The organism is Erwinia sp. MYb416 (genome assembly GCF_037479575.1).
GTDB classification, from domain to species: domain Bacteria; phylum Pseudomonadota; class Gammaproteobacteria; order Enterobacterales; family Enterobacteriaceae; genus Erwinia; species Erwinia rhapontici.
Map to the genome: position 1 here is coordinate 531741 of NZ_JBBGYT010000439.1, position 14475 is coordinate 546215.

Below are 14475 nucleotides of genomic sequence, written 5' to 3' on the forward strand. Positions count from 1 at the left end.
TTAAGACTGACGGGGCGACCGGAAAAATGGTCGCCCCTACATCTGCAGGGGCTGACCTTCTGTTTTGGTCAGCCTTTATGATTTAAACGTTCGCCCTGCTCTCTCTTGCCCGCTGCGCATATAACGTTAACGCCTGCTGTAATGTATCCATCGTCACCGGCTTAGACAGACAGTTATCCATTCCCGCATCAATACAGCGCTGTTTCTCTTCCGCTAACGCATTCGCCGTCACGCCCACCACCGGGAACGTTTTCCCCAGTTCGCGCAGACGTCGTGTCAGGCCATAACCATCCATATTCGGCATATTGACATCGGTCAACACGATATCAATCTCGTTACGGCCGATCACGTTAAGTGCATCAAGACCGTCGCGCGCCGTTTTCACGCGGTAACCCAGCGATCCGAGCTGATCGGAAAGCAACATACGGTTGATCGGATGATCGTCGACCACGAGGATCAGGATGTCATCATGCGCGGCGGTTTGCGCTTCTTTCGCCAGTACGGCAAGCCCGCCTTCAGGCTGATCCGCCTCCACCCGGTAGATCCGCGCCAGCAATGAAGGTAATTCGTGCGGCGTGGTTGTCGCACAAACCCAGTGCCCCGCGCCCAGATGCTGTGGTGCATCATTGTGGCGACTGTCAAAGCGGATAGTGGCACGTACGGCCTGCTCAGGCAGGAAATCATGATCGGTAATCATCACGTCATCTGCCGCCGCCTCGCCTTCGTAGCGCTGAACCTGAATACCGTGTTCGCCCAGCAAGCGCGTCAGGAACGTGGCCAACTGCTCATTACGCAGTGCCAGCCAGCACTGCTTATCGTGCAGACCGTCCTGCAACTCTGGCGCTATCACCCGGCTGTTATAGAGCGGAATACGGATAATAAACTGGCTGCCCATGCCCGGCTCAGAGTCGACCTCAATATCACCGTCCATCATATTGATCAGCTTCTCACAGATAGCCAGCCCCAACCCGGTTCCCTGGAAGTTACGCTGTACCCCACTTCCGACCTGGAAGAACGGGTCAAACAGACGCGTCAACTCCTTTGCCGGGATCCCCACGCCGCTGTCGCGCACGCGGAAAGCCAGATACCCATCTTTGACGTAAACCTGCAGGATGATCCCGCCAGTATGAGTGAACTTAATAGCATTATTCAGCAGGTTGGAGATGACCTGCTGCAAACGCATCGGGTCACCATCCAGCGTGGCTGGAACATCGCTGTCGACAAAGCACCACAGCGTCAGACGCTTTTTCACCACCATTGCCAGATAGTTGGAAGTGATATGTGCCACCACTTCACGCGGAGAGAACTCAGCGGGTTCTATTTTCAGCTGCTCAGACTCAATTTTGGAGAAATCGAGAATATCACTGATGATTTTCAGCAACAGGCTGGAGGAGTTGTTCATGGCCGTCACCAGCGACTCAACGCCCGGCGGCAGAGATTTTGTTTGCAGCAGGTCAAGGTTACCGATAATGCCATACAGCGGCGTACGCAACTCATGGCTGACGGTCGCCAGGAACATGGATTTGGACTGGCTGGCCTGCTCTGCGGCCTGAGCCATCTCCTGTAATGACTCTTCCATTTTGACGCGGGCACTGACGTCAACCAGCACGCAGATCGCCACATTCTCATTGCGGTAGCGCGAATGGACAAAGCTGATTTGCAGATTGGTATTACTGCCTGTCAGCACATCGACAAAGTTAACCTGCTGTCCACAGATAATCTCGGTTAAGCGCAGCCGATCTTCCTGAGTCAGCATGGTGAGATAATTATGAGCCAGCTCGTTACTGAGGATGTTGGTGCCATCACTGGTGCGCAAAATGCAGATCCCGACCGGCGCCGAGGCCACAATTTTACGGTTAAACTGCTCGTGCTCCTCCAGCCGGTGGGCATTATCTTCTGCGGGCAAAAACATTCTGCGTTCAAACAGCCATGCCAGCGTAAACAGCACTACCGCACTGATCAGGTTCAGCAACAGGGCGTTGATAATCAAAATTTTCAGCCGTTCAATCATCACATTGGTCGGCACCGAGTAGACGATACTGAGCGAAGACGGTGACAGACTTTTCTTCATGATCAGTTGATTGTAGCCGGAAATATAGCCAAACCAGGCGGCGTCATCAGGCAGGTCATCCGCTGAGAAATCCGGGCCATTGCGCGCAGAAGAGAGCAGACGCTGATTATTCTGATCCACCAGCGTGGCCGTTACCGGCATGCTACCCGGCAGGATCAGGTCTTCCATACGGATGCTCTGCTCAATGCCCAGCAGAGCCGTGACCTTATTGGCCACATACACCGGGGTGATCATGTAGTAATAGCCAACGCCGGGCTGTGCCGCCGGAGAGATCCAGAACAGGCTGTTTTTACGCTCGTCGTCGTTACCATTACGGTACTTCAGGATGCGCTCGCGCAGCGATTTCATCGCGCGTTCACGATCGACGGATGCCGTGCCCAGGCCGAAATCCGCCAGGCAGGTGCTGTCGCCACCGATAAAGAACACCCGGTTCAGTTCATAGGCGGAAGCGAAATTTTCTTTCCAGTAACTCAGGAAATAACTGAGAGGCTCCAGTGAGTTGCGCCAGGTATTGCTCATTGCATTGCAGTCGGAATCCGCATACAGAGGGTAGAACTGTGGCGGCGATGCTTTGCCTGCAGAGACACCGCTCAGTCCATCAAGGCTGCTGGTCGCAGTATTCAGGCGGTTTTCCGCAATAAACTTCAGCTCACGCATGACGTCCGCTGAGTGGCGCACATACCACTGAGCCTGATCATAGCTGGTATTGAATTCCTGGCGTACCTGCGATTCTCTTTCGTGTATGACGTTAATGATATAAAACGTGGTCAGCAGTGCGCCCAGCGTCCACAGCATCAACGCCAGGGCGCGGAACAGATAGCGGGAGATCTTTAACGTCGTTCGGAAAGAGACAAGATATTTCAAGCGTAACCCACTGGCAGCCATAACGGACAAAAGAAAATGATTGCCGATACAGTAGCGTCAGCATGGTAAAAAAGCCAGTTATCAGCACGCCCGCAGGCCGCTATTTCAGTGATTTTCAGCCTGTTCCCAGGCATCTTTGCGCCACTCAGATGGGGTTTTACCCGTGATGCGGCGAAACTCGCGATTAAAGTTGGATTTGGTCTGGAAACCGACGCTCTCCATCACTTCAATCACCGTCTGCTGGCTGCCCGCCAGACGCTCCCCCGCCTCGCGGATACGCCAGCCATTCACATACTGAGACACGCTTTGCTGATAGAGGGCATTCACCGCCGCGGATACCTGCCGCGTCGGGATCCCGGCTTTTCGCGCCAGTCGCGCAAGGTTCAGCTGAGGTTACCGGTACAGCCCGGCCTGCATCAGTGCATCAATACGGGCCACAATATCCGGGTCCTCTGCACTGGCCTCCCGCGTCACCTTGATCACAGGCGGTGCAACAGGTACACGGCTTAACAACAGCAACAGCGACATCACCGCCGCGATGGTCAGATTTCCGGCTAATAACAGTCCCGGGGTTCCCTCCGCCGCCGCAAATATCATTAACCAGGACACGGTGATATCCAGTAAGGCTACCGCAACCAGCAATAGCGCCAGCAGCCGCCAGCCGCGCAGCGTCAGATCACTCTCGCTCAGTACCGCCTCCGGCAACACATCGCTGCCCGATTTCAGCCGCAGCAACATCAGGCCGGCACAGCCCAGCCAGATGGCAGGCAGCAGCCAGTCAATCCCCTGCGGCAGCCACAGCACGCAGGCGACCATCAACATGACCACCAGCGCACTGCGCCAGGCGTGTACGCTCTGCCCGGTTGCCTGTGCCAGCGCCAGACGGCACATCAGCGGCAGTGCCGCCGCCGTGATGGGCTGCAATCCGCGCCAGACCTTTTCCCCGGGCAGCATAATAGCCAGCCCGGCAATCAGACTGTGCATCAGACACAACCACAGCAGCAGTTGAAACAAGTGTCCGGTGTATCGGCGCTGCACCAACAGCAACACGCACACCAGGCTGAGCAAAAAATTAACCGGTATCAGCATAGGACTCTATCGCGATCGAGGACGCCAGGCGCCTGTAATGTCCTGATAATAGGCTTTTTCCACACGACGAGTGAATATGATGCGTTTAATTATTTCCACAATGCTATGGATACTGAGTCTCCCCGCGTGGTGCTATTCCGTCGGCAGCCAGCAGGAAACGATCGTTGATAGCCAGCGCGCACGCACGCTGAATGTGCGTATTTTTTATCCCAGCCATAGCGAGCAAGTCCCTCAGCGACAGGCAGAGAATGGCGTTTTTTCGGGGTTCTCGGCTATCGTGAATGCGCCGCTGGCAACAGGCCGTTTCCCGCTGATTGTGTTGAGCCACGGCAGCGGCGGTAATAACGCCAGTCTCGCCTGGCTGGCCGTTCCTCTGGCAGCGCGCGGTGCCATCGTTATTGCCGCCAGCCACCCCGGCAGTACCACCGGAGATTCCAGTCCAAAAACCGATCTGACCCTTCAGATAACCGATCTCTCTTTTATGCTCACCCACTATCTTCAGGCTCCACGCTGGCAGCAGACCATCGATGCAGAAAAAATCGGCGCGATAGGTCATTCTAAAGGCGGATACAGCGTGCTGGCGCTGGCCGGTGCCCGCACCAACCGCCAGCAGATGAGCCACTACTGCCAGACAATGCCACAGATGCCAGACTGTCAGTTTTACTATCGTGATGGCGTCAGACTGGAAAACACGGACGACCAGCGCCTGGCGGCCAGCTATCGCGATCCGAGGGTGAAGTGGGTCATAGCCCTCGACCCCGGCATGAGCTACGTACTGACCCGCAGCAGTCTGGATACCATCAAGATCCCGTTGCTGACCATCGCCGCAGACTATTTTATTCGTGCCACCGGAAAGATGAATCTCGGTGTGGATCGTCTTAAATTACCGCTGATAACCGTGCCTGATGCCGGGCACTTTGACTTTCTACCGCTCTGCCAGCCCAATGCCGCCGCGATTCTGGCAGAGGAAGGGGAGGCATTTATTTGTGAAACCCCAACGGCGCAACGGGAAGTGATCCACCAGAAAACCCTGGCCGACGTCGGCCAGTTTATGCAACACCACGGTTTTCTCGCGCCCCGGCCCGCTAAGTAAGTTCTGTTTTTCAGGTAAAAAAAAGCCGGTTCAGAGTGAACCGGCTTTTTTATCAGACCCTTAACGATTACTCGTCATCGGCCTCAGGTGCATCGTCGTCGCTTTCCACTTCCGGGGCAATATCGTCATCCCCTTCCGCGACGCTGCCGTCGATAGCATCAAGTTCATCTTCTGCTACCGGTTCGGCCACACGTTGCAGACCCACCACGTTTTCATCTTCAGCGGTACGAATAAGGATAACACCCTGGGTGTTACGCCCTACTACGCTCACTTCAGACACGCGGGTACGCACCAGCGTACCGGCATCGGTGATCATCATAATCTGATCGCTGTCGACAACCTGTACCGCACCAATAACCGGTCCATTACGTTCGGTCACTTTAATCGAGATCACACCCTGCGTCGCACGCGACTTGGTTGGATACTCGGTGTTCGCCGTACGCTTACCATAACCGTTCTGTGTCACGGTCAGGATGGCACCATCGTCACGCGGTACAATCAGTGACACCACGCGATCGCCTTCTGCCAGTTTGATACCGCGCACGCCAGAGGCTGTACGACCCATCGCACGAACAGCGCTTTCTGCGAAGCGCACCACTTTACCGGCGGCAGAGAACAGCATCGCTTCATCGCTACCGTTGGTCAGTGACACACCAATCAGTTCGTCGTCGTCACGCAGGTTGACGGCAATGATACCGGCGCTGCGTGGGCGGCTGAACTCTTTCAGGGCCGTTTTCTTCACGGTACCGCTGGCGGTCGCCATAAAGATGTTAAAGCCTTCTGCATACTCACGCACCGGCAGGATTGCGGTGATACGTTCGTTGGCTTCCAGCGGTAACAGGTTGACGATTGGACGTCCACGCGCACCACGGCTGGCTTCCGGCAGCTGATAAACCTTCATCCAGTACAGACGACCACGGCTTGAGAAGCAGAGGATGGTGTCATGGGTGTTGGCCACCAGCAGGCGGTCGATAAAGTCTTCTTCTTTAATGCGTGCAGCCGATTTACCTTTACCACCACGGCGCTGCGCTTCGTAATCAGTCAATGGCTGATACTTCACGTAGCCCTGATGCGACAGGGTCACCACAACATCTTCCTGGTTGATCAGGTCTTCGATGTTGATGTCGGCGCTGTTAGCGGTGATTTCGGTACGACGCTCATCGCCGAACTGATCGCGGATCAGCTCCAGCTCTTCGCGAATCACTTCCATCAGACGCTCGGAACTGCCCAGAATGCGCAACAGCTCTGCGATCTGCTCCAGCAGCTCTTTGTACTCGTCGAGCAGTTTTTCATGCTCAAGTCCGGTCAGTTTCTGCAGGCGTAAATCAAGGATCGCCTGAGCCTGCTGCTCAGTCAGATAGTACTGACCATCGCGGATACCGAACTCATCTTCCAGCCACTCAGGGCGCGCCGCATTATCACCGGCACGTTCCAGCATCGCGGAGACGTTACCCAGCGCCCATGGACGCGCAATCAGGCCCGCTTTCGCTTCAGAAGGAGAAGCAGCGCGGCGAATCAGCTCAATAATCGGATCGATGTTCGCCAGCGCTACGGCCAGTGCTTCAAGGATATGAGCACGGTCACGCGCTTTACGCAGTTCTAAAATGGTACGGCGGGTAATCACTTCACGACGGTGACGCACGAAGGCTTCAAGAATATCCTTCAGCGGCATAATCTTTGGCTGGCCCTGGTGCAGTGCCACCATGTTGATGCCGAAAGAGGTCTGAAGCTGAGTCAGTGAATACAGATTGTTCAGAACCACTTCGCCAACCGCATCGCGCTTCACTTCGATCACGATGCGCATACCGTCTTTGTCAGACTCATCGCGCAGGGCGCTGATGCCTTCCAGACGTTTTTCTTTTACCAGCTCGGCAATTTTCTCAATCAGGCGCGCTTTGTTCACCTGATACGGAATTTCATGCACGATGATGGTTTCACGGCCGGTCTTCGCATCCACTTCCACTTCGCCACGGGCGCGGATGTAAATTTTTCCACGGCCAGTGCGATAAGCTTCTTCAATGCCACGGCGGCCATTGATGATAGCGGCGGTCGGGAAGTCCGGGCCTGGGATGTGTTCCATCAGCCCTTCGACGGTAATGTTTTCGTCGTCGATATAGGCCAGGCAGCCGTTGATCACTTCGGTCAGGTTATGTGGAGGAATGTTCGTGGCCATCCCGACGGCAATCCCTGAGGAACCGTTAACCAGCAGGTTGGGAACGCGGGTCGGCATCACTTCCGGGATCTGCTCGGTGCCATCGTAGTTAGGCACAAAGTCAACGGTGTCTTTTTCCAGATCCGCCAACAGTTCGTGAGCGATTTTGGACATGCGAACTTCGGTATAACGCATCGCAGCAGCGGAGTCGCCGTCTACGGAGCCGAAGTTGCCCTGACCGTCCACCAGCATGTAACGCAGCGAGAACGGCTGCGCCATACGCACGATGGTGTCATACACGGCAGTGTCGCCATGAGGGTGATATTTACCGATGACGTCACCGACGACACGGGCGGATTTTTTATAAGCTTTGTTCCAGTCGTTACCGAGGACGTTCATAGCGTAAAGCACGCGGCGGTGAACCGGCTTCAGGCCATCACGGACATCTGGCAGCGCACGGCCAACGATGACCGACATTGCATAATCCAGATAGGAGTTCTTTAACTCTTCTTCGATATTGACCGGTGTAATTTCGCGGGCCAGGTCGCTCATGGAGGCGCTTTCCTTCTGTATTATTACCGGATTCAAAGGTGCGAAAGTATATCACAAAGCAGCCATGTGTTGAATGGAAAGCGTTGCTTTGGCCGCTTTATTGCATTCTGTCCCTCTCCGGCCCGCGCCCCTGCCCATCGCAACGCGTAAACATGTATAATGGGGCAAACTTTGGCTGGAGTAATAACCCAATGAAATCAGAACAAAACGCGGGTACGCAGAACGTTGATCACGGTGAAATCGCTAAATTTGAAGCAGTTGCTTCACGCTGGTGGGATTTAGAAGGCGAATTTAAGCCTTTGCACCGGATTAATCCGCTGCGCCTTGGCTGGATTGCCCAACACGCTGACGGCCTGTTTGGCAAGAAGGTGCTGGATGTTGGCTGCGGCGGCGGTATTCTCGCCGAGAGCATGGCGCGTGAAGGTGCGAACGTCACCGGGCTGGATATGGGAGCGGAACCGTTGCAGGTTGCCCGTCTACATGCACTGGAAAGCGGCGTAGCCATTGATTACGTCCAGCAGACCGTGGAAGAGCACGCTGAGCAGTTCACCGGACAGTACGATGTGGTGACCTGCATGGAGATGCTGGAGCACGTGCCCGATCCACGTTCCGTGGTCCATGCCTGCGCCCGGCTGGTGAAACCGGGTGGCGAAGTGTTCTTCTCAACCCTTAACCGCAATAGCAAATCCTGGCTGATGGCGATCATCGGCGCAGAATACGTATTACGTATGGTGCCGCGCGGCACACACGACATCAAAAAGTTTATCCGTCCGGCTGAACTGCTGAACTGGGTCGATGAAACCCCCCTGCGCGAACGCCATATTATTGGCCTGCACTACAACCCGATCACCAACCATTTCAAACTGGCTCCGGGCGTTGACGTGAACTATATGGTGCATACGCACAGCGCCATCGACGCGTCGTGACGCTATACGGGCGGATGCCGATCCGCCCGTGCGATATACGTGCGATATATAAGTCCATCTTAGTGCCTGACGCGAGATAAGATCGTTTTCGTCTTATCCCTGTCATCAAGATCAGGTTAATCTCACCGCATCACGCCATTTGTGCCCGTGAGGCGTCTTATTGTGCGTACTTTTTCAGCGCCCCAAAGCTCGAATTTTTTAACCTGAACAAGAAACCCGCGCTCGATCAAGATTCTAAAAAAAATCTCAACCCATTGACATTGACCCAGGGCCTTGAGAAACGTGGACTTAGGAAAAATACCAGCCCTAGAACCGGAGTTTGCCGCGAAAATCAAGCCTTGTTAAGCACGCGGAAATTACTAGAATACTCACCATATTGTTATCAAGGTTTCTTCCACCCCCTATATGTAGTGTTTATCCACAGAGTTACTCACAATGAGAAATCTGTGTATAAACGTGGGGACTATTTGTTAAGGACAGGTAAAACGCGACATGAATCAGAGTCTGCTTGTAACCAAACGCGATGGCCGCACCGAGCGTATCGATCTCGATAAAATCCACCGTGTTCTCGACTGGGCTGCCGAAGGACTGCAAAACGTCTCCGTCTCTCAGGTTGAACTGCGATCTCACATCCAGTTCTACGAAGGTATCCGCACTTCTGATATCCATGAAACTGTCATTAAGTCTGCTGCTGATCTGATTTCTAAAGATGCCCCTGACTATCAGTACATGGCTGCCCGTCTGGCCATCTTCCACCTGCGCAAAAAAGCCTACGGCCAGTTCGAGCCGCCAAAGCTGATTGACCAGGTCACCCGCATGGTAGAGATGGGCAAATATGACCATCACCTGCTGGAAGACTACAGTGCGGAAGAGTTTGAGCTGATGGACGGCTTTATTGACCACTGGCGTGATATGAACTTCTCCTACGCTGCCGTGAAGCAGCTGGAAGGCAAGTATCTGGTGCAAAACCGCGTGAGTGGTGAGATCTATGAAAGCGCCCAGTTCCTGTACATTCTGGTCGCGGCCTGCCTGTTCTCCGGCTACCCGCGCGAGACGCGTCTGGACTACGTGAAGCGTTTTTATGATGCGATCTCCACCTTTAAGATCTCACTGCCAACGCCAATCATGTCTGGCGTGCGTACGCCTACGCGCCAGTTCAGCTCTTGCGTGCTGATCGAATGTGGTGACAGCCTGGACTCTATCAACGCCACTTCCAGCGCCATTGTGAAATATGTTTCTCAGCGCGCCGGGATTGGTATCAATGCGGGCCGCATTCGTGCGCTGGGTAGCCCGATCCGTGGCGGTGAAGCCTTCCACACCGGCTGTATCCCGTTCTATAAGCATTTCCAGACTGCAGTGAAGTCCTGCTCTCAGGGCGGCGTTCGCGGCGGGGCAGCCACGCTGTTCTACCCGATGTGGCATCTGGAAGTCGAAAGTCTGCTGGTACTGAAAAACAACCGTGGTGTTGAAGGCAACCGCGTGCGCCATATGGACTACGGTGTTCAGATCAACAAACTGATGTATCAGCGCCTGCTGAAGGGCGAAGATATCACCCTGTTCAGCCCGTCTGACGTGCCGGGCCTGTACGATGCTTTCTTTGCGAACCAGGACGAGTTCGAGCGCCTGTACACCAAATACGAGCAAGACGACAGCATCCGCAAACAGCGCATCAAAGCGGTAGAGTTGTTCTCACTGATGATGCAGGAACGAGCTTCTACCGGCCGTATCTACATCCAGAACGTCGACCACTGTAATACTCACAGCCCGTTCGATCCGGCTATCGCACCTGTTCGCCAGTCCAACCTGTGCCTGGAAATTGCGTTACCAACCAAACCGCTGCTGGATGTGAACGACGAAAACGGCGAAATTGCGCTGTGTACGCTCTCCGCATTCAACCTGGGCGCGATTGAAAGTCTGGATGACCTGCAAGAGCTGGCCACGCTGGCAGTTCGCGCGCTGGACGCCCTGCTCGATTATCAGGATTACCCCATCCCGGCCGCCAAACGCGGTGCAATGGGGCGTCGTACGCTGGGTATTGGTGTGATCAACTACGCCTACTATCTGGCTAAAAATGGCGTACGCTACTCCGATGGCAGCGCCAACGTCCTGACGCACCAGACCTTTGAAGCTATTCAGTACTGGCTGCTGAAAGCGTCCAACGATCTGGCCATCGAACAGGGTGCCTGCCCGTGGTTCAATGAAACCACGTATTCTCAGGGTATTATGCCAATCGACACCTATAAGAAAGATTTGGATGCGATTTGTAACACACCGCTGCTGCTCGACTGGGAAGCACTGCGTGAATCCGTGAAAACGCACGGCCTGCGTAACTCCACGCTGTCTGCGCTGATGCCGTCAGAAACCTCTTCGCAGATTTCTAACGCCACCAACGGGATTGAACCACCGCGCGGCCATATCAGTATTAAAGCATCAAAAGACGGTATCCTGCGCCAGGTGGTCCCGGAGTACGAACGTCTGAAAGACAGCTACGAGCTGCTGTGGGATATGCCAAACAATGATGGCTATCTGCAACTGGTCGGCCTGATGCAGAAATTTATCGACCAGGCGATTTCGTCGAACACCAACTACGATCCAACGCGCTTTGCCAACGGTAAGGTGCCAATGAAGCAGTTGCTGAAAGACCTGCTGACGGCCTATAAGTTTGGCGTGAAAACGCTTTACTATCAGAACACGCGTGACGGTGCAGAAGATACCCAGGAAGACCTGGCACCATCGATTCAGGATGATGGCTGTGAAAGCGGTGCCTGCAAGATCTAATCTCCGTGGGCCGGGTTTGCCTGGCCCCTTCGCGAAACATTGACTCTGAGGGTCGGGCATGCCCGACCCTGAACGCATCTGGAATACATCATGGCTTACACCACATTTTCGCAGAATAAAAATAATCAGCTGCTGGAACCGATGTTCTTCGGCCAGCCGGTGAACGTGGCGCGTTTCGACCAGCAGAAGTATGACATCTTTGAAAAACTGATCGAAAAGCAGCTCTCTTTCTTCTGGCGCCCGGAAGAAGTGGACGTCTCACGCGATCGTATCGACTATCAGGCACTGCCGGATCACGAAAAACACATCTTTATCAGCAACCTGAAATATCAGACGCTGCTGGACTCCATCCAGGGACGTAGCCCGAACGTGGCGCTGCTGCCGTTGATCTCGATTCCTGAACTGGAAACCTGGATTGAAACCTGGGCATTCTCAGAAACCATCCACTCACGTTCTTACACCCATATCATCCGCAATATCGTTAACGATCCGTCGCTGGTGTTTGACGATATCGTCACCAACGAGCAGATCCTGTCGCGTGCCAAAGATATCTCTGGCTACTACGACGATCTGATTGAGATGACCAGCTACTGGCATCTGCTGGGTGAAGGTACGCACGAAGTGAATGGTAAAACCGTCACCGTCAGCCTGCGTGCACTGAAAAAGCAGCTCTACATCTGCCTGATGAGCGTGAATGCGCTGGAAGCCATTCGTTTCTACGTCAGCTTTGCCTGCTCCTTCGCCTTTGCCGAGCGCGAACTGATGGAAGGCAACGCCAAAATCATCAAGCTGATCGCCCGTGATGAAGCCCTGCATCTGACCGGCACCCAGCACATGCTGAACCTGCTGCGCAGCGGCGAAGATGACCCTGAAATGGCAGAGATCGCCAAAGAGTGTCGCCAGGAGTGCTACGACCTGTTTGTGCTGGCAGCCGAGCAGGAGAAAGAGTGGGCAGAATATCTGTTCAGCGGCGGTTCGATGATCGGCCTGAATAAAGACATTTTGTGGCAGTATATTGAGTACATCACCAATATCCGCATGAATGCCGTCGGTCTGGATCTGCCGTTTAAAACCCGCTCCAACCCGATCCCATGGATCAACTCCTGGCTGGTTTCCGATAACGTGCAGGTCGCGCCGCAGGAAGTGGAAGTGAGTTCTTACCTGGTCGGCCAGATTGACTCTGAAGTAAACGCTGACGACCTCAGCGACTTCGAGCTGTAAGATGGCGAGCATTACACTGCGTACCACCGGTACGCAGCTTGAATGTCATGATGAACACCCTTCCCTGCTTGCCGCACTGGAGTCGCACCGGGTGTGCGTGGAGTATCAGTGCCGTGAGGGCTACTGCGGTTCGTGCCGCACACGTCTGCTGAAGGGTGAAGTCAGCTACAGCGCAACGCCGTTGGCCTTTGTGCAACCGGGTGAGATTTTGCCCTGCTGCTGCAAGGCCGAAGGGGATATTGAGATCGCGCTGTAAGGGGTTAAGCGCGGCTGTCTCATCGACATCGGGTCGGGCATGCCCGACCCCTACGCATTACTGATAATCGATACTGTCACCGCATCACATCGGGTCGGGCGTGCCCGACCCCTGCGCATTACTGATAATCGATACTGTCACCGCATCACATCGGGTCGGGCATGCCCGACCCCTACACGTTCCCGATAATCGATACCGTCACCGCATCACGTAGGGGCGGGGCATGCCTCGCCCGGGGCGTTTACAGCGTTTCTACCACATCAATCCAGCCGTGTCCGGTGGTCACTGACTGACCATTCAACCAGCGGCGCAGCATATTCATCGCCAGCATGGCCACCATCTCCTGCCGTGCTTTCAGACCATGTCGGCTGACGTTAAACTTCACTTTTTGCGCAAAAGTGCCGTCCGGCGTGTGCAGAGCAAAGCCCAGACGATCGTCCTCCAGACTTCCCACGACCAGCGATAACCGGGCATGGTTCTGTTTCGCCAGCTGCTGACTGCGTGCCGCCAGCAAGCCCAGTGACTCACTCTGATGAGGCAACACGTTGCCCGCCGCCAGAGAAGCACCGGCGGAAATAAGCTGCCATTGCAACAGCCCGGCGCTGAACTGCTCGCTAACGGCAAGCGTAAGCTTATGTTCTTTCAGACGGCGTGCCAGCTGCTCGGGTAAGGTTTCAAACCCTTCAAAGATCACACTGTCACCGGCAATCTCACGTACCTGCTGCCAGAACTGCTCCATCTCGGCACGCTTTGACGCCGGACCGTTCAGCTTCAGTTCGATAATCGGCATCGATGCGCGGTAACCCATCACCACCCCTTCCGGCAGCGCTAAAGGCTCAATATCAGAGGCGAGGTCACTTTCCCCGCGACCAAAAGTGGTCATCCGCAGGCAGACGGGCGGCTCGGGCAACTGGAAACGGGCTTTCAGGCGCGGCAGGATTTGATCCATGACCATCACCTTGTATTCGGAAGGCACACCCGGCGTGAAGAAGATCCAGCAGCGATTAAGCTGCATGGCGAAACCGCAGGCGGTGCCGACCGGGTTATCGATCATCTCCGCACCCTGCGGGATTTCAGCCTGCTTACGATTACTGGCGGCCATCACTTTGCCACGGCTGGCAAAGAAGGCTTCCATTTTCGCCAGCCACTCAGGATGAATTTGCAGTTCCACTCCGGCTGCGGTGGCGGCGGCCAGCGCACTCAGATCATCACTGGTCGGCCCCAGGCCACCATTCACGATCAAGACATCAGCCACTTTGCTGCGCTCGGTCAGTACCGTCACCAAATCCTGCAAGCTGTCCCCTACCGTCTGACGGCTGGTCATCGGTAAGCCCTGCTCAAACAGTACGCCAGCCAGCCAGGCCGCGTTGGTATCGACGATTTGTCCGTGCAGCACTTCGTCGCCGGTCGCGGGCATTTACACTCTTATCATGTTGTTCTCCGGGTACACTCAAGCTTTACACTGTAAGAAGC

General features: G+C 54.9%; 10 protein-coding genes. 5 read left to right on the plus strand and 5 right to left on the minus strand.

The genetic code is table 11. The features are described 5' to 3' along the window. Positions 1-82 precede the first annotated feature (82 nt). From rcsC to WH277_RS21170, 3 genes are all read right to left on the minus strand, one after another. Complete coding sequence (gene rcsC / locus WH277_RS21160; protein ID WP_133841424.1) at positions 83-2935, minus strand: two-component system sensor histidine kinase RcsC; 2853 nt, start codon at positions 2933-2935, stop codon at positions 83-85. Between the two features lie 105 nt (positions 2936-3040). Continuing rightward, complete coding sequence (locus WH277_RS21165; protein WP_339507060.1) at positions 3041-3322, minus strand: helix-turn-helix domain-containing protein; 282 nt, start codon at positions 3320-3322, stop codon at positions 3041-3043. 6 nt (positions 3323-3328) lie between these two features. Further along, on the minus strand, positions 3329-4024 hold the full coding sequence (locus WH277_RS21170) for a hypothetical protein (protein ID WP_339506785.1): 696 nt from the start codon (positions 4022-4024) through the stop codon (positions 3329-3331). Positions 4025-4100: 76 nt separating this feature from the next. On the opposite strand from WH277_RS21170, the gene WH277_RS21175 reads away from it, so the two are divergent. After that, positions 4101-5117, plus strand: a complete 1017-nt coding sequence (locus WH277_RS21175) for an alpha/beta hydrolase family protein (protein WP_241008267.1) — start codon at positions 4101-4103, stop codon at positions 5115-5117. Positions 5118-5184: 67 nt separating this feature from the next. Here the strand turns inward: WH277_RS21175 and gyrA are convergent, their stop codons facing one another. Next, positions 5185-7821 carry a DNA topoisomerase (ATP-hydrolyzing) subunit A gene (gene gyrA / locus WH277_RS21180; protein ID WP_339506787.1) on the minus strand — a complete coding sequence of 879 codons (2637 nt, stop codon included), beginning with the start codon at positions 7819-7821 and terminating at the stop codon, positions 5185-5187. Positions 7822-8012: 191 nt separating this feature from the next. Between gyrA and ubiG the strand changes: the two genes are divergently transcribed. The 4 genes from ubiG to yfaE all read left to right on the plus strand — a co-directional run bounded on the left by ubiG (position 8013) and on the right by yfaE (position 13002). Beyond that, a complete protein-coding gene (gene ubiG / locus WH277_RS21185; protein ID WP_339506789.1) occupies positions 8013-8747 on the plus strand; it encodes a bifunctional 2-polyprenyl-6-hydroxyphenol methylase/3-demethylubiquinol 3-O-methyltransferase UbiG in 735 nt (244 codons plus the stop codon). Positions 8748-9239: 492 nt separating this feature from the next. Next, a complete protein-coding gene (gene nrdA / locus WH277_RS21190) occupies positions 9240-11525 on the plus strand; it encodes a class 1a ribonucleoside-diphosphate reductase subunit alpha (RefSeq protein WP_133841420.1) in 2286 nt (761 codons plus the stop codon). Positions 11526-11615: 90 nt separating this feature from the next. Then, positions 11616-12746, plus strand: coding sequence for a class Ia ribonucleoside-diphosphate reductase subunit beta (gene nrdB, locus WH277_RS21195; RefSeq protein ID WP_133841419.1), 1131 nt, complete (start codon positions 11616-11618; stop codon positions 12744-12746). Position 12747: 1 nt separating this feature from the next. After that, positions 12748-13002: a class I ribonucleotide reductase maintenance protein YfaE gene (gene yfaE / locus WH277_RS21200; RefSeq protein ID WP_133841418.1), complete on the plus strand. Its 255-nt coding sequence runs from the start codon at positions 12748-12750 to the stop codon at positions 13000-13002. Between the two features lie 241 nt (positions 13003-13243). Here yfaE and WH277_RS21205 read toward each other — a convergent pair whose 3' ends face one another. Beyond that, a complete protein-coding gene (locus WH277_RS21205) occupies positions 13244-14419 on the minus strand; it encodes a nicotinamide mononucleotide deamidase-related protein YfaY (RefSeq protein WP_339506793.1) in 1176 nt (391 codons plus the stop codon). Between the last annotated feature and the right edge of the window lie 56 nt (positions 14420-14475).